General features: G+C 73.6%; 18 protein-coding genes. 12 read left to right on the top strand and 6 right to left on the bottom strand.

Translation table 11 applies throughout. The features are described 5' to 3' along the window. Positions 1–36 precede the first annotated feature (36 nt). On the bottom strand, positions 37–789 hold the full coding sequence (locus AC3CCI_RS10365) for a gamma-glutamyl-gamma-aminobutyrate hydrolase family protein (protein WP_488627132.1): 753 nt from the start codon (positions 787–789) through the stop codon (positions 37–39). 82 nt (positions 790–871) lie between these two features. Here AC3CCI_RS10365 and AC3CCI_RS10370 point away from each other — a divergent pair, with 82 nt between their 5' ends. Further along, complete coding sequence (locus AC3CCI_RS10370) at positions 872–1,876, top strand: helix-turn-helix transcriptional regulator (RefSeq protein WP_488627133.1); 1,005 nt, start codon at positions 872–874, stop codon at positions 1,874–1,876. 108 nt (positions 1,877–1,984) lie between these two features. Here AC3CCI_RS10370 and AC3CCI_RS10375 read toward each other — a convergent pair whose 3' ends face one another. The 4 genes from AC3CCI_RS10375 to AC3CCI_RS10390 form a co-directional block, all read right to left on the bottom strand. Continuing rightward, on the bottom strand, positions 1,985–2,761 hold the full coding sequence (locus AC3CCI_RS10375) for a hypothetical protein (protein ID WP_488627134.1): 777 nt from the start codon (positions 2,759–2,761) through the stop codon (positions 1,985–1,987). A 126-nt stretch (positions 2,762–2,887) separates the two neighbouring features. Next, complete coding sequence (locus AC3CCI_RS10380; RefSeq protein ID WP_488627135.1) at positions 2,888–4,954, bottom strand: PTS fructose transporter subunit IIABC; 2,067 nt, start codon at positions 4,952–4,954, stop codon at positions 2,888–2,890. A 33-nt stretch (positions 4,955–4,987) separates the two neighbouring features. Continuing rightward, entirely contained in the window at positions 4,988–5,956 is a 969-nt protein-coding gene (locus tag AC3CCI_RS10385; RefSeq protein WP_488627136.1) for a 1-phosphofructokinase family hexose kinase, read from the bottom strand. 82 nt (positions 5,957–6,038) lie between these two features. Continuing rightward, a complete protein-coding gene (locus AC3CCI_RS10390) occupies positions 6,039–6,827 on the bottom strand; it encodes a DeoR/GlpR family DNA-binding transcription regulator (protein ID WP_354595622.1) in 789 nt (262 codons plus the stop codon). Positions 6,828–7,147: 320 nt separating this feature from the next. On the opposite strand from AC3CCI_RS10390, the gene AC3CCI_RS10395 reads away from it, so the two are divergent. Together AC3CCI_RS10395 and AC3CCI_RS10400 are read left to right on the top strand one after the other, a co-directional pair. Continuing rightward, entirely contained in the window at positions 7,148–7,462 is a 315-nt protein-coding gene (locus AC3CCI_RS10395; RefSeq protein ID WP_488627137.1) for a hypothetical protein, read from the top strand. Positions 7,463–7,994: 532 nt separating this feature from the next. Beyond that, a complete protein-coding gene (locus tag AC3CCI_RS10400) occupies positions 7,995–8,819 on the top strand; it encodes a DUF817 domain-containing protein (RefSeq protein WP_488627138.1) in 825 nt (274 codons plus the stop codon). A gap of 84 nt (positions 8,820–8,903) precedes the next feature. On the opposite strand, the gene AC3CCI_RS10405 is transcribed toward AC3CCI_RS10400, so the two are convergent. Next, complete coding sequence (locus AC3CCI_RS10405) at positions 8,904–10,826, bottom strand: GAF domain-containing protein (RefSeq protein ID WP_488627139.1); 1,923 nt, start codon at positions 10,824–10,826, stop codon at positions 8,904–8,906. A gap of 179 nt (positions 10,827–11,005) precedes the next feature. On the opposite strand from AC3CCI_RS10405, the gene hxlB reads away from it, so the two are divergent. The 9 genes from hxlB to AC3CCI_RS10450 all read left to right on the top strand — a co-directional run bounded on the left by hxlB (position 11,006) and on the right by AC3CCI_RS10450 (position 21,770). After that, positions 11,006–11,623, top strand: coding sequence for a 6-phospho-3-hexuloisomerase (hxlB, locus tag AC3CCI_RS10410; protein ID WP_488627140.1), 618 nt, complete (start codon positions 11,006–11,008; stop codon positions 11,621–11,623). 98 nt (positions 11,624–11,721) lie between these two features. Beyond that, positions 11,722–12,345: a 3-hexulose-6-phosphate synthase gene (hxlA, locus tag AC3CCI_RS10415; RefSeq protein WP_354594861.1), complete on the top strand. Its 624-nt coding sequence runs from the start codon at positions 11,722–11,724 to the stop codon at positions 12,343–12,345. A gap of 168 nt (positions 12,346–12,513) precedes the next feature. Continuing rightward, complete coding sequence (locus tag AC3CCI_RS10420) at positions 12,514–13,446, top strand: hypothetical protein (protein ID WP_488627141.1); 933 nt, start codon at positions 12,514–12,516, stop codon at positions 13,444–13,446. A 296-nt stretch (positions 13,447–13,742) separates the two neighbouring features. Next, positions 13,743–15,521: an ABC transporter substrate-binding protein gene (locus AC3CCI_RS10425; RefSeq protein WP_354594859.1), complete on the top strand. Its 1,779-nt coding sequence runs from the start codon at positions 13,743–13,745 to the stop codon at positions 15,519–15,521. 4 nt (positions 15,522–15,525) lie between these two features. Next, positions 15,526–16,479: an ABC transporter permease gene (locus AC3CCI_RS10430; RefSeq protein ID WP_354594858.1), complete on the top strand. Its 954-nt coding sequence runs from the start codon at positions 15,526–15,528 to the stop codon at positions 16,477–16,479. Next, complete coding sequence (locus tag AC3CCI_RS10435; protein WP_354594857.1) at positions 16,476–17,363, top strand: ABC transporter permease; 888 nt, start codon at positions 16,476–16,478, stop codon at positions 17,361–17,363. The genes AC3CCI_RS10430 and AC3CCI_RS10435 overlap by 4 nt, the downstream gene beginning before the upstream one ends. Before the next feature lie 7 nt (positions 17,364–17,370). Beyond that, positions 17,371–19,314, top strand: coding sequence for a gamma-glutamyltransferase family protein (locus tag AC3CCI_RS10440; protein WP_488627142.1), 1,944 nt, complete (start codon positions 17,371–17,373; stop codon positions 19,312–19,314). Then, on the top strand, positions 19,298–21,013 hold the full coding sequence (locus tag AC3CCI_RS10445) for a dipeptide ABC transporter ATP-binding protein (RefSeq protein ID WP_354594855.1): 1,716 nt from the start codon (positions 19,298–19,300) through the stop codon (positions 21,011–21,013). Before AC3CCI_RS10440 ends, AC3CCI_RS10445 begins: the two co-directional genes overlap by 17 nt. A 16-nt stretch (positions 21,014–21,029) precedes the next feature. After that, positions 21,030–21,770, top strand: coding sequence for a GntR family transcriptional regulator (locus AC3CCI_RS10450; RefSeq protein ID WP_488627143.1), 741 nt, complete (start codon positions 21,030–21,032; stop codon positions 21,768–21,770). Positions 21,771–21,777 lie beyond the last annotated feature (7 nt).

The raw sequence follows: 21,777 nt of genomic DNA on the forward strand, positions 1-21,777 counted from the left end.
AGCACCATCGGCGGCCGGGAACAGCTCTGCCGAGCGTCACGCGCGCGCAGCGTCCCGCGCGAGCGCGGCGTCGCGTGCCGCGACGAGCAGGTCGGTCAGCACCGTGCCGGTCGCCCCGCGGTCCTCCGGGTGCCACTGGACGCACCACACCGGCGCGGAGTCGTGCTCGACCGCCTCGACCGTGCCGTCGTCGGCCCACGCGACGGCCCGCAGCCCGTCGCCCAGCCGGCCCACCGCCTGGTGGTGCGAGCTGCGCACGACCAGCGACGTCGTGCCGAGCACCGACGCGAGCGTGCTGTCGTCGGCGAGGCGGACGGGGTGGTCGACCATGCTGTCCTCGACGCTGTCGGGGTTCACGTGGCCGGGGTGCTCGAGGTGCTGCACGAGGTCGCCGCCGAGCGCGACGTCGACCACCTGCATGCCGCGACAGATGCCGACCAGCGGCAGCCGCGCCTCCACGGACCCGCGCACGACGTCGAGCTGCACCCGGTCGGCCTCGGCGAAGGTCTGGCCGCGGCCGGGGTAGTCGGCGGGGCCGCCGTAGTGGCTCGGGTCGACGTCCTCGCCGCCGGTGACGAGCACCGCGTCGGCCTCGGCCAGGGCGGCGCGCACGTCGCCGAGCCGGTTCGCCGGCACCCGCCGCACCGCGAAGCCGACCCGTCCGGCCGCGGCGACGACCGAGGTCGACAGGTCGTCGAGCTCGCGCTCGAAGGCGGGGTCGTCACGGGTCTCGTCGGTGACGTCGAGGACCAACAGCGTCAGGAGGCGCGGTGCGGGCGAGTCGCTCATCCCGCCATCCTGGCACCGCGCGACGCTGGCCCGGATGCGAACCGGGCTGGACGGGCGCCCCGCCCCACGCGACGATGACGGCATGACCGTCGACGCCGCGCCTCCCGCCGGGTTCCGGGTCGGGGGAGTCCGGCCCGAGACGGCGGTCCGGGCCTTCGAGTTGGGCTACGAGGGCCACGACCTCGAACCCGGCCGCCCGGGCGACGACTTCTCGTGGCAGCACGTCGCCGTGGGCTCCGGTCCGGTGTCGCTCGTGAGCTGCCGGTTCGGGGCGTCCCTGCGGGGCACGGTGCGGCCGCCCGACGACTACGTCGCCGCCTGGTTCTCGACCGGCGGGGGAGTCGTCGACGTCGGTCGTGCCGAGGTCGGCGTGCGCAGCGGCGAGCCCTTCGCATTCCCGTCCGACCGCGAGTTCACCTTCGACTACGCCGCCTACCGGCTGAACCTGTTGCACCTCGACCGTCGCTGGCTGGTCTGGTACGCCTCGGTGCGCGACGGGCGCGACCCGGCACCGCTCCGGCTGCGGCACGACCTCGTGCTCCGCGGCGACCGGCGCGTCGCGTGGCGGAAGGCGACCGCGACGCTCGCCGAGGCGCTGCTCGGCCCGGCCGCGGCCATCGCGCTCTCGGTGGCCGACGCCACGGCCCTCGCCGCCGACACCCTGCTCGACGCCTTCGCCGAGCCCGCCGGCGGCCCGGGAGGCGCGGGTGCGGCGTCGGGGACGGGTGCCGGCCCGGCGCGCTCGGTCCGGCGCTCCCGGCTCGACGCCGCCGTCGAGTACATCCACGCCCACGCCGACCGGCCGATCAGCGCGGTCGACGTCGCCGAGGCCGTCGGCGTCAGCGCCCGGGTGCTGCAGAGCACGTTCCGGCAGCAGCTCGGCCACACGCCCACCGCGCACCTGCGGGGCGTGCGGCTGCAGCGGGCGCACGACGAGCTCGCCGCCCTCGAGGGGCGCCCGGGCGAGACGGTCGGCGCGGTCGCCCGCCGCTGGGGCTTCGCCCACCTCGGCCGGTTCTCGGAGCGCTACGCCCGCGAGTTCGGCGAGCGACCGAGCGACACGCTCGGCGGTCCCCGCACACCCTGACGCCTTCGGGCTCGCCTCGAGGCCGGTGTCGCACCGCGTCCCGTGCACAGCACCGCGTCGAGACGCGGCGTGGTGCACGGGACGCGGTGTGGACGCGACCGGCCCGACCTAGTCGGTGCCGTCGATGCCGCCCAGCCGTTCGAGCACGCCGGTAAGGATCGTGCCGGCGGCGTCGGGCAGCACGTGGTGGTTCATGTAGATCGCCTCGAGCCAGGGCAGCACCTCGTCGCGCCCCCAGCCGACGGCGTCCCAGTCGACGCCCGGCAGGGCCTTCGTGACGGGCTGGTCGGTTCGCGGGTCGAGCCAGGCCTCGGCGATCGGCACGCCGTCGGACGCCCCCTGCGGCGTCCAGCTGAGCGCGATCGGGTGGTCGTCGCCCTCGATGTGGTCGTGTTCGACGGCGCCCGAGCCGAGCCACGGCAGGGTCAGCAGCTCGCCCTCGATGTCGACCTCGACCAGGTCGAGCTTGCGGGGCTCCTCGACCTCGCAGACGTAGAGGTCGAAGCCGGCGTCGTGCCAGGCGGCGGCCTCGTCGACCTCGTCGAGCAGGTCGGGCATGCGCCGGTGCAGGTCGACGATCAGCCGGGTCGACCACTCGACGAGCACGCGCGTGTCGGCCACGCCGAACGGGCTGAGGTCGCTGTCGTCGCCGTTCGCGAGGTGGAAGTGGTGCTCGACCTCGCCGGACGGCGTGGTCTCGAGGTGCACCTGCCCGGTCTCGTAGCCGACGTAGAGCGCCGTGATCAGGTCGTCGTCGTCGTACTCGGCGTACAGGTTCGGCTTGCCGAGCGCCGTCGGCAGCGGCGTCTGCGCCGCCGGGCGGGGGCCCAGGTCGAACACGGCGCGGAAATGGGTGGTGGGGAGCCTCAGGCTCATGTCGGTCACGGCGTGGGGTCCAATCGGTTGCTCACGCCAGGGTAGAGGACGCGGCCGTCCGTCCGCGGTCCGGTGACGACGAGGAGGCGCGCTCCGGGTCTCCCCGGAGCGCGCCTCCTCGTGTGGTCGCGTCGACTACGCGGCGACGGGGCTGCGCTGTCCGACGACCGAGCCGGCCTCGGCGGCCTCGGCCGACGCGTCGGCCCCGGCCACCGCACCGCGGCGGACGAACTTCTTCAGAACGACGAGCACCAGCGCGCTCACCACGGTGCCGGCGACGATCGCCAGCGCCCACATGCCCAGGTTGCCGATCGCGAAGAACACGAAGATGCCGCCGTGGGGTGCCTGCGACGTGACGCCCGCGGCCATCGAGATGGCTCCGGTCACCGCGCCTCCGACCATGCTGGCGGGGATCACGCGCAGCGGGTCGGCGGCGGCGAAGGGGATCGCACCTTCCGAGATGAACGAGGCGCCGAGCAGCCAGGCGGCCGTGCCGTTGGAGCGCTCGACCTGCGAGAAGCCCTTGCGGTACAGGACGGTCGAGGCGAGGGCCATCGCCAGCGGCGGGACCATGCCGGCGCCCATGACGGCGGCCATGATCATCAGCGGGGCCGGGTTGTCGGAGAGCGAGCCCGCCGAGAGGCCGGCGACGGCGAACGAGTACGCGACCTTGTTGACCGGGCCGCCGAGGTCGATGCACATCATCAGGCCGAGGATGACGCCGAGCACGATCGCGCCGGTGCCGCTCAGGCCGTTCAGGAAGTCGGTCAGGGCGACCGTCAGGGCCGCGATCGGGCCACCGAGCACGAGCACCAGCAGACCCGAGGCGAAGATCGACGCGAACAGCGGGATGATCACGACGGGCATCAGGCCGCGCAGCCAGCGGGGCACCTCGGGCTTGCCGATCCAGTAGGCGGCGAAGCCGGCCAGCAGACCGCCGACGAGGCCGCCGATGAAGCCGGCCCCCATGAAGACGGCGACGGCACCGGCGACGAAACCGGGCGCGATGCCGGGTCGGTCGGCGATGGCGTAGGCGATGTAACCGGCCAGGGCGGCCACCAGGAAGCCCATGGACAGGTTGCCGATCTGGAACGCCGCGGCACCGAGGAAGTACATCAGGCCCTCGGGCGGCAGGTTGAAGAGCGAGTAGTCGGTGAGCACGGTCGCGGCGTTGCCCGCGATCTCGTAGCCCGAGAGCAGGAAGCCCAGGGCGAGCAGCAGGCCGCCACCGGCGACGAACGGGATCATGTACGAGACGCCGGTCAGCAGCCAGCGCTTGAGCGACGAGCCGAGGCCCTGCCTCTCGGCGGTCGAGCCGGCGACGGCTCCGGCGGCCGTGCCGCCCACGCGGGCGGCGTTCGGGTCGTTCGCGGCGGCCAGCGCCTCCTTGACCATGGCGTCGGGGGCGTCGACGCCGCGCTTGACCGGGCCGCGGACGACGGGCTTGCCGGCGAAGCGACCCTGGTCGCGCACGTCGACGTCGACGGCGAAGATGACGGCGTCGGCCTCGGCGATGACGGTCGGGTCGAGGGGGGTGACCGTGCCAGAGCCCTGCGGTTCGATCTGCAGGTCGGCGCCGAGGCGCTTGGCGGCGGCGACCAGGGCGTCGGCGGCCATGAAGGTGTGGGCGATGCCGGTGGGGCAGGCGGTGACGCCGACGAGCTTCGGGCGGCGGGCGCCGCCGTCGGCCGAGGAGGCGCCGTTCGCGCCGGACGCGGAGGTCGCGGTGGCGCCGCGCGTCTCGGCGACCTCGCCGCTGACCTCGTCGTCGACGAGCTCGACGATGTCGGCGGGCGTCCTCGCGGCCCGCAGCGCGGCGGTGAAGTCGTCGCGGATGAGCGCCCGGGCGAGGGTCGAGAGCACCGTCATGTGGTCGCCGTCGGCGCCCTCGGGCACCGCGATCATGAAGACGATGTCGGCGTCGCCGTCGGGGGCGCCGAAGCCGACCGTCCGCGCGAGGCGCGAGAAGGCGAGCGTCGGCTCGGTCACAGAGGCCGACCGGGCGTGGGGGATCGCGATGCCGCCGGGGACGCCCGTGCCGACCGACGCCTCGCGCTTGATGGCGTCGTCGGCGAGCGAGTCGGCCGAGCCGGCGCGGCCCGAGGCCGCGACGCGCGCCGCCAGGGCGCGGATGACGTCGGTCGACGTGCCGCCCAGGTCTTCGTCGAGACCGACGAGGTCGGTGCTGATGAGGGATGACATGCTGTTCTGCTCCTTGGGGTTGGGCGACGCTGCTCAGAGGTGCCCGACGGCCGCGGGGGCCACCGGGACGACGTCGATGTCGTCAGGGAAGGTCTGGTCGAGGCGGGGGACGATGCTGCCGGGCAGGGCCGCGGCGGCGGCCCCGGACGCGACGGCCTGGGCGAGGCGGGCCGGGGCGGGGGCGCCGGCCGTCTCGGCGAGCAGGTAGCCCGACAGCGACGAGTCGCCGGCGCCCACCGTGCTCAGGGCGGTGATGACGGGGGCGGCGGCGAACCACGACCCCTCGTCGTCGATCAACAGGGCGCCCGCGCTGCCGAGGGTGAGCAGCACGGTCTCGACGCCGAGCTCGCGCAGGCGGCGGGCCCCGGCGACGGCCGAGGCCGGGTCGGCCTCGTACGCCACGGGGTCGCCGCCGACGATCTCGGCGAGTTCGTCGGCGTTGGGCTTGACGAGGTCGATGCCGACGCCCGAGGCGATCAGCGCCGCGAACGGTTCGCCCGACGAGTCGACCGCGATGCGCGGGGCGGCGTCACCGCAGGAGGCGCGCACGGCTCGGACGACGTCGGCCAACCAGGTCGTCGGCAGGCCGGGGGGCAGCGACCCGGCGAGCACCAGCCACGAGGCGAGCGCCGCGTGCTCGACCACGAGGGCGGTGAGCTCGTCGACGTGGGCGCCGAGGTCGGGGCCGAGCTCGTTGACCTTCGTCGTCGTCCCGTCGGGCTCGGTCAGGGTGACGTTGGCCCGGAGCCGCTGGGCGATCGGCAGGTTGACGGTCGGCACGCCGCGCTCGCGGAGGGCGGCGAGGACCGGGTCGTCGAGCGCGCCGGGCAGCAGGGCCACGGTCTCGGCGCCGGACGCGGCGAGGGCCCGCGAGACGTTGACGCCCTTGCCGCCGGGCTCGTCTGTGGTGCTCACCGAGCGCTGCACCGACCCGCGCTGCAGCGCGCCCGGCAGCTCGATCGTGCGGTCGAGCGAGGGGTTCGCGGTGACGGTGAGGATCATGCGGTGCCTCCGGGCGGCGGGACGAGGTCGTGCGGGGGCACGAGGGGGCGGGTCGTGCGGACGGGGGCGAGGGCGGGGGCGCTCACGCGACGATCACCTCGACGTCGGCGAGCTCGAGGGCGTCGGCCAGGTCGGGGGCGGGGGTCGCGTCGGTGACCACCGTGTCGACCTCGGCCAGGCGCGCGAACCGCACCAGCGCCTCCTCGCCGTGCTTCGTCTGGTCGACCACGGCGACGACGCGGCGCCCGGCCCGCACGTAGGCCGACTTGACGGCCCCCTCGAACTCGTCGGGGGTCGACAGGCCGAAGCCGGCGCTCAGGCCGTTGGCGCCGACGAAGACGATGTCTGGGCGGAGCGCCTGGATCTGCTCGACCGTGCTCGTGCCGACGGCTGCGCTGGTGAGGCCGCGGACGCGACCGCCGAGCAGGTGCAGGTCGACGTGCGCGCTGTGCTGCAACAGGGCCGCGATGGGCACGGCGTTCGTGATGACGGTGAGGACGGTGCCGGGGGTCGCGGGAGTCCAGCGCGCGAGCTCGGCGGCGACGGCGGCCGTCGTGGTGCCGGCGTCCAGGGCGATGGACCCGGTGAAGGTCGGGGGCACGAGGTGGGCGGCGGCCCGGGCGACCGTGGTCTTCTCGGGGCTGTGCCGGGTCTCGCGCTCGCTGAGGCTGAGCTCGGTGACGCTCGAGCGGCCCGCGGCGACGGCACCGCCGTGGACCCGTTGCAGCAGACCGGACTGCTCGAGGGCGTCGAGGTCGCGCCGGACGGTCTCGGCCGTGACGTCGAGACGGAGGGCGAGGTCGCTGACCGAGACGCGGCCGTCGGAGCGCAGGGCCTCGGCGATCGACTCGTGGCGTTCGGTGGCGTACATGCGACCTCCTCGTCGTCTCGCCGTGCTGCTGATGTCCGTTCGGCTGTGGTCGACCCGCCGTTGCGCCGACTGTACGACGCTTCAGGGCCGAAAACAAGACAAAAGCAGAAAAACGAAGAAGAACACAGATCCGAAGCTGGACCGGGCCCGCCATGTCCGCAATGCGCACTCTCGACGATCTGGCTAGATCATCTAGCTACTCACCTGTCAGAGTTGTCGACGTACCGGTTCACGGCGGTACGGGCACCGACTTCACGGGCGGCGTCCCACGTTCCAGCAGGTTCCTCAGGTGGCGCAGGGTCACCAGAAATGAGAAGAACATGACCATCAGCAGCACCTCCCTCCAGGGCCTCGGCCACGAGCAGCTCGTCTCCCTCGTCCGCGGCACGGTGGGTTCGGCCCGCCCCACGGCGACCCGCGCCACCACCGGTCGGGTCGACTCCGGCCTCTACCGCCGCGACCCCCGCGTCCCCGCGGCCCGCATCGAGACCTACCCGCGTCGGCGTCGTGCCCGCGCGGCGGCCGTCTCGCTCGCCGCTCCCGTCGCCGCCTCCGTCTCGGCTGTCGCCGCGGTCGACGAGCCCACCTACGCCGACTTCCTCGTGGCCGCCCCGGCCCACGCGATGTCGGCCTGAGGCAGGCTCGATGACCTTCGCGCAGCGCATCCTCGCCGACCAGGTCGGCGACCACGTGTCGTACTTCGACACCGCCCTCGACGACACCGACGACCTCGACTGAACGGCCCACCATGACCCCCTCGCTCCCCTCCCTCGACACCCTCGTCCACCCCGACCTCCACGAGTACGTGGCCGACCGCTACCCCTTCGTGGCGGGCCTGGTCGACGACGACCAGATCTGACCACCCCGGGCCCCGGCCCGGCGCACGACTTCGGACGGGCTGACGCCCGGCCCGTCGACGGTGCGTACCAGCGACCCGCAGCGCGGGACGCCGACGAGCACCCCACGAGAGCCCCCTCACCCGCCCGGTGAGGGGGCTCTCGCGTGTCCGCGGGGGCGTCGGCGTCGCGGACGCGACCCGCGGGGGAGGCGCGTGGTCCTCGGGACGGACGTCGCGCCTCCGCGGGCTTCGTAGCGTGGACGGGGTCGCACCTGTCGGGGCGACGCCGCGGTCCGTCGGACGGGCCCACGACGAACCGAGGAGGCGCGGTGTCCGCCGTCGAGATCGTGCCGCGTCACCACCTGGGTCGCGTCGCCCGCACGCGCGAGGGCCTGCTCGACCTGCTGGCCTTCGGCCGCGCCCAGGCCCTCTCGTGCGCGTTCGCGGTCGCGATCTTCGCCGGGCTCGCCGTCACCCGCGTGGTCGACGTGGGCGTCCCGCGCTACGACGCCCTGCTGGTCTGGTGCCTGCTCGTCCAGGTCGTCCTCGTCGTCACGCGGCTCGAGACGCGTGACGAGCTGCTCGTCATCTGCGTCTTCCACGTCCTGGGCCTCGGGCTCGAGGTGTTCAAGGTCGCCGTCGGATCGTGGTCGTACCCCGAACCGGGCGTCCTGCGCGTGGGCGACGTGCCGCTCTACAGCGGCTTCATGTACGCGGCGGTCGCGAGCTACGTCTGCCAGGCGTGGCGCCGGCTCGACCTGCGCGTCGACCCCGTGCCGATGGCGGCGACCATGGCCGTCGCGGTCGGGTTCTACGTCAACTTCTTCACCAACCACTGGGTGACCGACCTGCGCTGGGTGCTGCTCGGCGTCGCCACGCTGCTGATCGCGCGGCGGTCGGTGACCTTCCGCGTGCGGGGCGTCGACCGGCGCATGCCGTTGCTCGTGTCGTTCGCCCTGATCGGCGTGTTCATCTGGGTCGCCGAGAACGTCGCGACCCTGCTCGGGGCCTGGACCTACGCCTCGCAGGCCGACGGCTGGAGCCTCGTGCACCCCAGCAAGATCGGCTCGTGGATGGTGCTCGTGATCTTCAGCTTCGTGCTGGTGCTCTGGTTGAAGCAGCGGAAGGGCGGCTCGACGGCCCCGGCGGCCTGAGGTCGCACCACCGTCGCGTCGTCGAACCACGCTCGGGGGTGGTTCGACGACGCGGACGTGGTGCGACCTCGCCGGGGGCCGGCGTCAGGGCGCGGCGTGGCGGCCGACGCGTGCGGGGGCGGGTGCGGCGGGGGCAGCCGCTGCGGCGACGGCGACCGGTGCGGCGACGGCGACCGGTGCAGAAACGGTGGCGGACGCCTCGGCAGCGACCGGCGTCGAGACGCCGACCGCGGCGTCGGCGACGCCCTGTGCCAGCGCGGCCGCCTGGGGAGCGCGAGCCGACAGGGCCGCCGCGACCGCCGCCTCCCGGGTCTCGTACATCGGCGGCAGGTCGTGCCCGCCCTCGGCCGTCTCGTAGCTCTGCAGCTCGAGCTCGGCGAGGCGGGCGAACTCGGCCAGCTTCTCGCTCGACACGCTCTTGGCCTTGCGGGGCCGCGTGTTGTGCAGGCAGAACGTGCCGATCGCCTCGCCCGACGACGAGTGGATCGGGTGCCCCGCGTAGAAGTAGCCGTGGTTCAGGTCGAGGTAGGGGTTGTCCTTGAAGCGGTCGTCCTTGCGGGCGTCCTCGACGATGACCGGGGCGTCCGCGGCCACGGTCACGTCGCAGAACGTCAGCTCGCGGGGGATCGACACCGGCAGCAGCTCGGTGTTGACGGCGTAGTACAACTTCTTGCCGTCGAGCAGCGAGACGACGGCGACGTCGACGCCGAACTCCTTCTCGGCGCGGCGGGCCAGGTCCTGCAGGGTGTCCGAGCCGCCGGTGCTCGCGAGCTCGACCAGCTTCTCGGCGCCGGACCACTCGAAGGTCGGCTCGGGCAGCACCCGTCGCGGGCGGGCCGCCGGCGCAGCGTCGGTGACGGGCGCCGCCGGCGCGGCGTCGGTGACGGGCGCAGGAGGCGCGGCGTCGGTCGAGAGGGCAGGAGGCGCGGCGTCGGTCGCGGGCGCCGGTGCGGTCGTCGGGCCGGCGGGCCCCTCGACGGCGGGCGCGGGTGCCACGGCACGGTCGGCCGCGGCCCTGGCCTGCTCGAGTCGGGCGACCTCGGCCCGGGCGTGCTCGAGCCGGGCCGCGATCGGGTCGACCGGCGGCGGCGCCGCGGACGCCGCGGACGCCGCCGGCGACGCGGGTGCGGCCGCCCACGGCGTGGGTGCCACGGCGGGTGCCGGAGCGGCCACCGACGCCGCGAGGCGCCGCGCCCCCTCGAGCTGGGCGGCGACCCGCTCGGGCACGACCGGTGCGACCGAGGTGCGTCCGATGTGCTCGACCGTCTCGCCTCGACGGACCACGTCGAGCGTCGGCGCGACCCGGTCGGCGACCACGGCGCCCCACTGGCGGTACATCGTCTCGCAGCCGTGCGGGCGTCCGGGCTGCAGTTCGCCCGCGGGCAGGCGGAAGTACGAGGTCGCCGGGTGCGACGAGGCGATCCGCTCGGTGATCTCGTTCATGCGGGCGGCGTGCCGGTCGGCGACCGAGCCGAACGGGTTGTCGAACCGGGTCACCGAGCGCACGGGCTGCACGCCGACCAGCACGATGCGGGCGGTGGGGTGCACCCGGCGGGTGAGGTCGGTGACGAGGGCCGACACGTCGCGCTGCCAGCTGTCGAGCGGGGTCAGCATGACCGCGTCGTTGAGCCCGAGCATCACGACGACGGTGTCGTACAGGCTGAGGTCGTGGTCGCCGATCCACGAGCGGGCCGACCCGGCGTTCATCATCTCGTCGCCGATGTAGTCGACCGAGCACGCGCGCCCGGTCTCCTTCGAGGTCTCCTTGGCGATCTGGCCGGTGAGCGCCTGCTCGTGGCTCGTCACGCCGAAGCCGTGGGTCGGGCCGGTGCCGATCAGCAGCACGGTGTCGGGGTCGGGGGAGTCCGCACGGTAGGTGGGCCGTCCGCGGGGCGAGGGCACGTGGCGCGAACGCGAGAGCGTCCACAGGTAGAACAGGCGCATGGCGGGGCGCAGTCGTTCGTAGCTGCGCGTCGGGTGCGCGGGTGTGTCGACCGTCCTGGTCACGTGGTGCTCCTCGGGTGTCTCGCGGTGTCTCGTCCCCCTGGTCCAGGCTAGGAGGCCGGTCCGCGCCGGGCTGCCCCCAGTGCGGGTGCGCGGTGGCCCCCCTTCTGGTCGCAGGCCGGCCGACGGCGTCCGGGACGAACCTGGACGTCCGGAGGCGCGGGGCGAGCAAGGTGGGACGTGTGACCCACACAGACAGCACGCCCCCCGACGACCAGGGCTCGGTCGCCACCGCCCTCGAACTCGTGGCCGACGAGGTCGACGCCGCCGTCTCGGCCGTGCTCGACGCCGACGCCGGCGAGGACGACACCTCCGGCCAGCTCGACGCGTTCGCCGACCTGGTCGACGACGCCGAGCGGGTCTTCGTCCACGGCGCCGGCCGCTCGGGCCTCGCCCTGCGCATGACGGCCATGCGCCTGATGCACCTCGGCCTCGAGGTGCACGTCGTCGGCGAGGTCACGACGCCCGCCATCGCCGACGGTGACGTGCTGCTCACCGCGAGCGGCTCGGGCACCACGTCCGGCATCGTCGCGGCGGCCCGCACGGCCGTCGACGCCGGCGCCCGCGTCGCCGCGATCACCACGGCGGCCGACTCGCCCCTGGCCGACCTGGCCGAGGCCGTGCTCGTCGTCCCGGCGGCCGACAAGCAGGACCGCTCGGGCACCGCGTCGGCCCAGTACGCCGGTGGACTGTTCGAACAGACCGTCGTCCTCCTAGGCGACGCCGTCTTCCACGCCCTGTGGAAGCGCTCGGGCGCCGACGCCGACGAGCTGTGGCCGCGGCACGCGAACCTCGAGTAGCCGCGCCGCGCCTCCTGACCGGTGCCGCGCCTCCTGACGGGTACCGCGCCTCCTGACCCTTCCGACCCGACCATCCGATCCACAGAGAGAAGAACGACATGAAGCTCCAGTTCGCCATGGACACCCTGACCACCGACGCCGCCCTCGAGCTGGCGGCCGCCGCCGCCCCGAGCGTCGACATCATCGAGCTCGGCACCCCGCTGATCAAGGCCGAGGGCTTCCGGGCCATCACCGCGATCAAGGACGCCCACCCCGACAAGATCGTGTTCGCCGACCTCAAGACGATGGACGCCGGCGAGCTCGAGGCCGGTGAGGCGTTCAAGGCCGGCGCCGACCTCGTGACCGTGCTCGGCGTCGCCGGCGACAGCACGATCGCCGGCGCGGTCAAGGCCGCCAAGGAGCACGGCAAGGGCATCGTCGTCGACCTGATCGGCGTGCACGACAAGGCCGCCCGCGCGAAGGAGGTCGTCGCGCTCGGCGCCGAGTTCGTCGAGATGCACGCCGGGCTCGACGAGCAGGCCGAAGAGGGCTTCACGTTCGAGACGCTGCTCGAGGCCGGCAGGGCGTCGGGCGTCCCGTTCTCGGTGGCCGGTGGCGTGAAGGCGTCGTCCGTCGGTTCGGTGCAGGACGCCGGGGCCGACGTCGCCGTCGCCGGTGCCGCGATCTACTCGGCCGACGACGTCGCCGGTGCCGCCGCCGAGATCCGCGCCGCCATCAAGTAGCCCCGCCCGGGCGGCCCGCGCCGCCCGCCGTGCCCCCGAGGTCGCACCACCTTCGCGTCGTCGAACCACCCAAAACGGTGGTTCGACGACGCTCAGGTGGTGCGACTTCGTCGTCGGCCTGTGGACAACTGCCGACGGGCGAGCACGAGGCGTCAGGGTCGAGACGTGATGGAACACCTGCCCCACGTCATCCGATCCGAGCGCCTCGAGCGCGGTGGTCGCGAGTCCCAGTCCGTGCGTCGAGCCGTCGAGCGCGGAGAGCTGATCCGGCTCTGCCGAGGAGCCGCCGTCGACGCCGCGGCCTGGCGGTCGGCGTCCTCTCGTGAACGACATCTCATCCGTCTCGCGGCGGTCGTCCCTCGCCTCGCACCGCGGGTGGTGGTCTCCCACGTCTCGGCTGCCGCCTGCTGGGATGTCCCTCTGCTCGCGCCCTTGCCCGCTCGGGTCCACGTCGTCGACCCGGACCGCAGGACGACCCAGATGACGGCGAACGTCGTCCGGCACCCGGGGCCGCTTCCCGACGAGGAGGCGCGCGCGCTCCCTCCGCTCACCGTCACCGCCCCGGTCCGGACGGCCGCAGACCTCGCGCTGACGTCGCCGTTCCGCGATGCCGTGGTGTCGCTGGACGCGATGGTCCGCAAGCGTCTCGTCACCCAGGCCGACGTGCGTCGAGTGCTCGACGGGCGTGGCCCGGTCAGGGGCTTGCCGAGTGCTCGCCGAGCCGTCGACTTCGCCGCGCCCGAGGCGGAGTCGCCCGGCGAGTCGCTGACGCGTGTGGTCCTGCACGAGCTGGGCGCCCCTCCGCCCGTGTTGCAGAAGCGCTTCCCCTGGGGTGACCACGATCTCTTCGTGGACGTCGTCGACTTCTGGTGGCCGCAGTTCGGCGTCGTCCTCGAGTACGACGGGCGGGTCAAGTACGGACACGCCCGATGGTTGAAGGGGCGCACTCCCCAGCAGGTCGTCGTCGACGAGAAGATCCGTGAGGACCGCATCCGCAACCGCCCTGAGGTGCGGGGCTTCGCACGGACCATCTGGGACGAGGTCCTGCACCCGCCACGGTTGGCGGCGAACCTCCGTCTCGCCGGTCTGCCCTTGCCCTGACGCCGACACCGCCGACGTCGCCCGTGCCCTGCCCCGATGCAGACCGTGCTCCGACACCGGGTCGCACCACCCTCGCGTCATCGAACCAGCCCGGAGCGTGGTGCGATGACGCGAACGTGGTGCGACCTCGCTCCCGCGGGGGCGAGCGGGGCGAGCGGGGCGAAGGAGGCAGGGACGGATTGCCCGGCAGACGTTTTACCCGCGCGAAACAATTCGTATACAAAACTGGGGCGTGCGGCGCGATTGTATGCAATCCGCGTCGACGAGACCGATACCACCCGAGCATCGGAGGCCCGATGGCCCGCCCACCCCGCCCGTCCCGCACGGCGAGCGCGTCCCGCGCCGCCGGTGCGTCACGCCCCGCGAGCGCGTCCCGCGCCGCCGGTGCGTCACGCCCCGCCGGTGCGTCACGCCCCGCGGGCGCATCCCGCCCCGCGGGCGCGTCCCGCCGCCGGGCCCTCGTGCTGCCGGCCCTTGCGGCCGCGGCGGCGCTCGCCCTCACGGCCTGCGTCCCGCAGCAACCCGCCGGCACGAACCCGCCGGTGAAACAGGACGTCACGACCGCCCCGATCGGCGACAAGACGATCGTCGAGGGCGGCGACCTCGTGATGGCGCTGTCGGCCGAGCCGGACGCCCTCGACCCCACCACGTCGTCGTCGCTCTACACGCGCTACGTCATGGAGACGATGTGCCAGAAGCTCTACGACATCGACGCCGAGGGCGACCTCGTGCCGTTCCTGGCGACCGAGCTGCCGAGCCTGTCGGACGGTGGGCTCACGGTGGACATCCCCCTCCGCACGGACGCGGTCTTCGCCGACGGCACCCCGTTCGACGCCGAGGCCGTCGTCACGACGTTGCGTCGGCACCTCGACAAGCCGGACTCGTCGCGGGCCAGCGAGCTCGGCCCGGTGACCGGCGTCGAGGCGCTCGACGACGACACGGTGCGGCTGACCTACGAGCGTCCCTTCGCGCCGTTGACCGCGGCCCTGGCCGACCGGGCGGGCATGATCATGTCGCCGACCGCGCTCGAGGCCGAGGGCGACGACTTCGGTGACGCCCCGGTCTGCGTCGGCCCGTTCAAGTTCGTCGACCGGGTGCCGCAGACGTCGATCACGGTCGAGCGCGACCCGCTCTACTACGACGCCGACGACGTGCACCTCGACACGATCACGTACCGCATCATCACCGACGCGAGCATCCGCGCCGCGAACGTCCGGGCCGGCGACGTGCAGGTGGCCGACTCGATGTCGACCATGGACGTCGACGCGCTGATGGCCGACGACGGCGTCACCGTGCTGCAGGTCGGCTCGTTCGGCTACCAGGGGCTGACGGTGAACATCGGCAACCAGGACGGCGTCGGCACCGACCCGGTGCAGATCGACACCCCGTTGGCGAGCGACGTGCGCGTGCGCCAGGCGCTCGCCATGTCGATCGACCGGGACTCGCTCGTGCAGAGCGTGTTCGGGGGCTGGAACGACACCGCCTGCTCGCCGATCCCGCCGACCAGTCCGTTCGCGACGGCCGCCAGCGACGACTGCCCGGGCTATGACCCCGAAGGGGCGAAGCGCCTCCTCGCCGAGGCGGGCGTGACGACGCCCTACGAGATCGAGATGCAGGTCAGCAACAACGCCGACACGCTGCGCCTCGCCCAGGCGTTGCAGGCCCAGGTCGCCGACGGCGGGTTCCGGCTCTCGATCACGCCGGTCGAGTACTCGACCCTGCTCGACGTGCAGTCGCGGGGCGACTTCGACGCCCTGCAGCTCGGCTGGTCGGGCCGCGTCGACCCCAACGGCAACATGGTCAACTTCTTGCGGACGGGTGGCGGCAACAACTACTCGGGCTACAGCGACGCCCGGGTCGACGAGCTGCTGGCCGACGCCGCCGCCTCGATCGACGTCGACGAGCGCGCCGCGCTGTACGGCGAGGTCGTGACCCAGGTGCAGGAGGACGAACCGTTGATCTACCTGTACCGCACCCGAAGCCTGACCGCGCTGACGACCGAGGTGGCGGGGGTGTCCACGTACGCCGACGGCGTCGTGCGGCTCAGCGACGCCGCGTTCGTCGAGGGGGAGTGACCCGATGACCCGTTACCTGCTCACCCGGCTCTGGCAATCGGCCGTCACGGTGGTGATCGCCTCGATCGTCGTGTTCTGGGGCGTCCGCCAACTGCCCGGAGACCCGGCCCTGGCGCTCGCCGGCGAAGAGGCGACGCCCGAGCGCGTGGCCGCGATCCGCGCCGACCTCGGCCTCGACGACTCGTTGCTCGTGCAGTACGGCCGGTTCGTCGGCAACTCCGTCCGCGGTGACTTCGGCGAGTCGACCCGCACCGGCACGCCCGTCACCGAGCTGATCGGTGCCACCCTGCCGGTCACGTTGTGGCTGGCGCTCTACGCGATCGCCGTCGCCGTCGTCGTGGGCGTCGCGCTCGGCGTCGTCGCCGAGCGGTACCGCGGTCGTTGGCCCGAGTGGATGGCCAACGCCGCGGCCCTCGTGGGGTTGTCGGTGCCGAACTTCTGGCTCGGCATCCTCGCGATCCTCTGGCTCGCGGCGGGCCTCGGCCTCTTCCCGGCGTCGGGTTACGTGCCGGTCGCCGAGAACCCGGCGAGCGCGTTCTACCACCTGACCCTGCCGGCGTTGATCCTCGGCACGAGCCTGGCCGCGGTCATCATGCGGCAGACCCGCGCCTCGATGATCGAGACGATGAAGACCGACTACGTGCGCACCGCCCGGGCCAAGGGCCTCGGCCGCGGCCGGGTTCTGATGCGCTACGGGCTGCGCAACTCGATGATCGTCGTCGTGACGATCGTCGGCCTGCAGCTCGGCGGCCTCATCTCGGGTGCCGTCGTCACCGAGCGGATCTTCGCGCTGCCGGGCTTCGGCAAGCTGACCCTCGACTCGGTCTTCACCCGCGACTACCCGGTGATCCAGGCCGTCGTCCTGATCATCACGGTCGGCTACATCGTGATCAACCTGGCGGTGGACGTCCTGTACTCCGTCATCAACCCGCGCATCAGGGTAGGAGGCGCATCGTGACCGTCATCGAGACACCCACCGCCCAGGGGGCGGGCCTCGGGTCGGCCCGGGGCCGGGTCTGGCGCGGGCTGCGGCACAACCGGCTCGGCATCGCGGGCGGCGTGATGCTGCTCGTCGTCCTGCTCGCCGGGCTCGCCGCTCCGCTGATCGCTCCCTACGACCCGACTCGGGTGGACTTCGAGCTGCCCTTCCAGGTGCCCGGCACGGTCGGCTACGTCCTCGGCACCGACGACCTCGGCCGCGACATCCTCTCGCGCACCGTGTACGGCATCCGCGTCTCGCTGCAGGTGGGCGTGCTCTCGGTGCTCCTGGCCGTCGTGGTGGGCACGCCGCTCGGCCTGCTGGCCGGCTACTGGCGCTGGCTCGACGGCGTCATCTCGCGGCTGACCGACGTGATGCTGGCCTTCCCGTTCCTGATCATCGCCGTGGCGCTCGCCGCGATCAGCGGTCCGAGCCTCGGCAACGCCGTCGTCGCCCTCGGCATCGCGCAGGTGCCGACGATGATCCGGGTGGTGCGCGGCGAGACGCTGCGGATCAAGTCGACCGACTTCGTGCTGGCCGCGACGACCATGGACGCCACGGGCCTCCGCGTGATCTTCCAGCACGTGCTGCCCAACTGCGTCTCGGCGATCATCGTCCAGGCGACGGTCATCATGCCGGTCGCCGTGATCGGCGAGGCCCTGCTGTCGTTCCTGGGGCTCGGCATCCAGCCGCCGACGGCCAGTCTGGGCATCATGCTGAGCGACGCGCAGCAGTACCTGGCGAAGGCGCCGTTCGCGGCCGTCGTGCCGGGTCTCGCGATCGCCGTGATCTGCCTGGGCTTCAACCTGTTCGGCGACGCCCTGCGCGACGCCCTCGACCCCACCGCCAGCGACCGGAAGTGAATCCCTCGTGAGCTACACCACCCCCGACGAGTTCGTCACCCGCCCCGACCTGCGGGGCACCTTCGGCATGACCTCGTCGACCCACTGGCTGGCGACGGCCTCGGCGCAGTCGGTGCTCGAGCGTGGCGGCAACGCGTTCGACGCCGCGGTCGCCGGAGCGTTCGTGCTGCACGTCGTCGAGCCCCACCTGAACGGCCCCGGGGGCGACCTCACCGCGATCTACGCGACGGCCGAGGCGCCCGACGCCCCGACCGTGCTCGTCGGTCAGGGCCCCGCCCCCGCCGCGGCGACGCGCGAGCACTACCTGGCCGAGGGCCTCGAGCTGGTCCCCGGCTCGGGAGCCCTGGCCGCCGCCGTCCCCGGAGCCGTCGACGCCTGGCTGAAGCTGCTGGCCGAGCACGGCACCTGGTCGCTCGCCGACGTCCTCGCCTACGCGATCGGCTACGCCCGCGACGGCCACCCGATCGTGGCGCGCGTCGCGTCGACCATCGAGACCGTCGCCGACCTGTTCACCGAGCACTGGCCCACGTCGGCCGCGCAGTGGATGCCGGGCGGCGAGGTGCCCCGCGAGGGCGACCTGCTGACGAACCCGGCCTACGCGGCCGTCCTCGACGAGCTGGTCGCGTCCGGCGACGCGCTCGGCCCGGACGCCACCCGCGAGGCGAAGATCGAGGAGGCGCGGGTCGAGTGGGGCAGCGGACACGTCGCGCAGGCGATCGACGCGTTCGTCCGCACTCCGCACCGTCACTCGTCGGGCACCGACCACGCGGGCGTCATCACGGCCGCCGACCTCGCCGCCTTCCGCGCGACGACCGAGCCGGCGACCACCGTCGGGTTCCGCGGCCACACCGTCGCCAAGACCGGCGCCTGGGGTCAGGGCCCGGCCCTGCTGCAGGTGCTGGCGCTGCTCGAACCGCTCGACGACGAGCTGCTCGACCCGTCGACGGCCGACGGAGCCCACACGATCGTCGAGGCGCAGAAGCTCGCGATGGCCGACCGCGAGGCCTGGTACGGCCCCGGTGACGTGCCGCTCGACGCGCTCCTCTCGTCGGCCTACGCCGACGATCGCCGTGCGCTGATCGGTGAGCGGGCGTCGCACGAGCTGCGTCCCGGCGACGTCCCCGGGCGTGAGCCGTACGCCCTGCCGACGATGCGCACCGAGTACCTGCCGCCGGCCCTCAGCGAGGCGCCCGCCGGCGTCGGCGAGCCCACGGTCGCCGCGCCGACCGCCTCGAGCGCCTCGGGCACCGCCTCCGCGTCGAGCCCTGGGGCCACCGCGCCCGCCGAGGACGCCCCGCCGACCGGCACCGCGCCTCCGGCCGACCGCCTGGCCGAGCCGTTCACCGAGCCGACCGGCGAGACGCGCGGCGACACGTGCCACCTCGACGTGGTCGACCGCTGGGGCAACGTCGTGTCGGCGACGCCGTCGGGCGGCTGGTTGCAGTCGTCGCCGACGATCCCCGAGCTGGGCTTCTGCCTCGGCAGCCGGCTGCAGATGTCGTGGCTCGACGAGGGCACGGCCTCGACGCTCGAGCCCGGCACCCGTCCGCGCACCACGCTGACCCCGACCCTCGTGCTGAAGGACGGCCAGCCCGTCGTCGCCCTCGGCTCGCCGGGCGGCGACCAGCAGGACCAGTGGCAGCTGCTCTACCTGCTGCGCACGATCGTCGGCGGCTACACCCCGCAGCAGGCGATCGACGCCCCGGCCCTGCACACCACGTCGTTCCCCGGCAGCTTCTGGCCCCGCACCTGGACGCCCGGCGGCGTCGTGGTCGAGGACCGCCTGGGCGACGACGTCATCGACGCGTTGGTCGCCCGCGGCCACGTCGTCACCCGCGCCGGCGACTGGTCGCTCGGCCGGTTGTCGAGCGTGTCCCGTGACCCCGAGACCGGCGTGCTCTCCGCCGCCGCCAACCCCCGAGGAGCCCAGGCCTATGCCGCAGGACGTTGAGAACGCGACCCCGCCGACCGACCCGACCCGCGCCTCCTCGTCCGGGTCGACGACGGCGCCTCGACCGCTGCTGAGCGTGCGCGACCTGCGCGTCTCGTTCGGCGACACCCCCGCCGTTCACGGCGTCGACCTCGACGTCCGCCCCGGTGAACGGGTCGCGATCGTCGGCCAGTCCGGTTCGGGCAAGTCGACGGTGGTCGCGGCCATCCTGCGGTTGCTGCCCGGGGCGGGTCACATCACGGGCGGGTCGATCGTGCTCGCCGGGCCCGACGGCGACGCCCTCGACCTCGCGCAGGCGACCGAGGCCCCCATGCGTCAGGTGCGCGGGGCCCGCATCGGCCTGGTGCCGCAGGACCCCTCGACCAACCTGAACCCGTCGATGAAGGTCGGCGCGCAGATCGCGGACGCGCTGCGCACCCACGGCCTGCGCGGTCACGACGAGGTGCAGCGCCGCGTCGTCGCCCTGATGACCGAGGCGGGCATCCCCGAGGCCGAGCGCCGGGCGGGGCAGTTCCCGCACGAGTTCTCTGGCGGCATGCGCCAGCGCGTGCTCATCGCGATCGCCCTGGCCCGTGAGCCCCAGCTGCTGATCGCCGACGAGCCGACCAGCGCGCTCGACGTGACGGTCCAGCGGCAGATCCTCAACCACCTGCAGACGCTCGTCGAGAGCCGCGGCACGTCGCTGCTGTTCATCACCCACGACCTCGGGCTCGCCGCCGACCGCACCGACCGCATCGTCGTGATGCTCGAGGGCCGCGTCGTCGAGCAGGGCACGCCCGAGCAGATCCTCCGCCGGCCGCAGCACGAGTACACCAAGCGCCTCGTCGCGGCCGCTCCCACGCTGGCCTCGGCCACCGCGCTGCGTCGCGGCGAGACCGTCCTCGACGAGGGCACGGACGCGAAGGAGGCGCGGGTCGACTCGATCCTGACCGTCACCGACCTGGTGAAGGAGTTCCGCCTCCGGGGTCGCCGTGGCGAGCAGGTGCGGGCCGTCGACCACGTCTCGTTCGAGGTGCCGCGCGGCACGACGACCGCGATCGTGGGCGAGTCCGGCTCTGGCAAGACGACCGTCGCCCGCATCGTGCTCGGCCTCGAGTCGGCCACGAGCGGGTCGGCCCTGATCGACGGCGAGGGCATCACCGCGAGCCGGGGCGCCGCGCGACGGGCGTTGCGGCGCCGGGTGCAACCGGTCTTCCAGGACCCGTACGGTTCGCTCGACCCCTCGTACGGCGTCGAGCGGCTGATCGACGAGCCGCTGCGGATCTTCGGCGTCGGCGACCGCGCCTCGCGTCGGCAGCGCGTCGCCGAGCTGCTCGACCAGGTGGCCCTGCCGCGCTCGGTCGCCCAGAGCCGGCCCAACGAGCTCTCGGGCGGGCAGCGGCAGCGCGTGGCCATCGCCCGGGCGCTCGCGCTCGAGCCCGAGCTGCTGATCTGCGACGAGGCCGTCTCGGCGCTCGACGTGCTCGTGCAGGAGCAGATCCTCGAGCTGCTCGGCGACCTGCAGCGACGGCTCGGCCTGAGCTACCTGTTCATCACCCACGACCTCGCGGTCGTCCGCCAGATCGCCCACGACGTGGTGGTGATGCGCAAGGGTGCCGTGGTCGAGCGGGGTAGCGTCGACGACATCTTCCTGTCGCCCCGTGCCGAGTACACGACCGAACTGTTGGGAGCCATCCCCGGTGCCAGCCTCGCCCTCTGAGGGCACGCCCCCCGTCGTGCTCGTCGACGCCCTCCGGCGCGAGATCGTCGACGGCAGCCTCGTGCCGGGCACCCGCATCACCGAGGCGTCGGTCGCCCGTCGCCACGGCGTCTCGCGGGTGCCGGTGCGCGAGGCGCTGCGCGCGCTCGAGGCCGAGGGCTTCGTCGTGTCGACGCCGAACGTGGGCAGCCGGGTGGCGGCGATCCCGGTCGACGAGGCCGACGACCTCTTCGCCGTGCGCGAGGCGCTCGAGATCTCGACCGCCCGGCGGGCCGCCCTGCGGGCCCGGGGGCTGTTCGGCGAACCGAGCCCGCCCGAGGACTGGTGGCGCACCCGTCGTGAGCTCGGGCAGCTGCTCGACGACGGCGACGAGGCCGTCGAGGCGGGCGACCTCGACCGGCTCGTCGAGCTCAACGACCGGTTCCACGTCGGCGTCGCGCGCCTGAGCGGCAGCGCCACGCTCGGCACCCTGCTGCGTCAGCTCTCGAACAAGATCGAGTGGCTGTACGCCCTCGACACGTTCTCGCGCGGCAAGCGGCTCTGGCCCGACCACCGCCGCATCCTCTCGGCCATCGACGCGGGCGACGAGGCGGCGGCCGCCGAGCTGATGGGCTGGCACGTCCGCGAGTCGCGCATCGGGTTCCTCGCCCGCACCGAACCCGCCGACCGCGTGGCCGACCTCAGGGCCACCCCGCCGGCCCTGCCGCCGACGATCCCGTCGCCGACCGTCCCGGCCCCTTCGTCCTCGTCGACCTGACCCGCGC

It is taken from the genome of Frigoribacterium sp. CF331 (assembly GCF_057787905.1).

Excerpts from the sequence above, each read along its gene's own strand:
- AC3CCI_RS10395 (WP_488627137.1), top strand. The coding sequence starts at position 7,148 with ATGACCATCAGCAGCACCTCCCTCCAGGGCCTCGGCCACGAGCAGCTC.
- hxlA (WP_354594861.1), top strand. The coding sequence starts at position 11,722 with ATGAAGCTCCAGTTCGCCATGGACACCCTGACCACCGACGCCGCCCTC.
- AC3CCI_RS10365 (WP_488627132.1), bottom strand. The coding sequence starts at position 789 with ATGAGCGACTCGCCCGCACCGCGCCTCCTGACGCTGTTGGTCCTCGAC.
- AC3CCI_RS10380 (WP_488627135.1), bottom strand. The coding sequence starts at position 4,954 with ATGTCATCCCTCATCAGCACCGACCTCGTCGGTCTCGACGAAGACCTG.
- AC3CCI_RS10390 (WP_354595622.1), bottom strand. The coding sequence starts at position 6,827 with ATGTACGCCACCGAACGCCACGAGTCGATCGCCGAGGCCCTGCGCTCC.
- AC3CCI_RS10425 (WP_354594859.1), top strand. The coding sequence starts at position 13,743 with ATGGCCCGCCCACCCCGCCCGTCCCGCACGGCGAGCGCGTCCCGCGCC.
- AC3CCI_RS10445 (WP_354594855.1), top strand. The coding sequence starts at position 19,298 with ATGCCGCAGGACGTTGAGAACGCGACCCCGCCGACCGACCCGACCCGC.
- AC3CCI_RS10385 (WP_488627136.1), bottom strand. The coding sequence starts at position 5,956 with ATGATCCTCACCGTCACCGCGAACCCCTCGCTCGACCGCACGATCGAG.
- AC3CCI_RS10430 (WP_354594858.1), top strand. The coding sequence starts at position 15,526 with ATGACCCGTTACCTGCTCACCCGGCTCTGGCAATCGGCCGTCACGGTG.
- AC3CCI_RS10420 (WP_488627141.1), top strand. The coding sequence starts at position 12,514 with ATGGAACACCTGCCCCACGTCATCCGATCCGAGCGCCTCGAGCGCGGT.
- AC3CCI_RS10370 (WP_488627133.1), top strand. The coding sequence starts at position 872 with ATGACCGTCGACGCCGCGCCTCCCGCCGGGTTCCGGGTCGGGGGAGTC.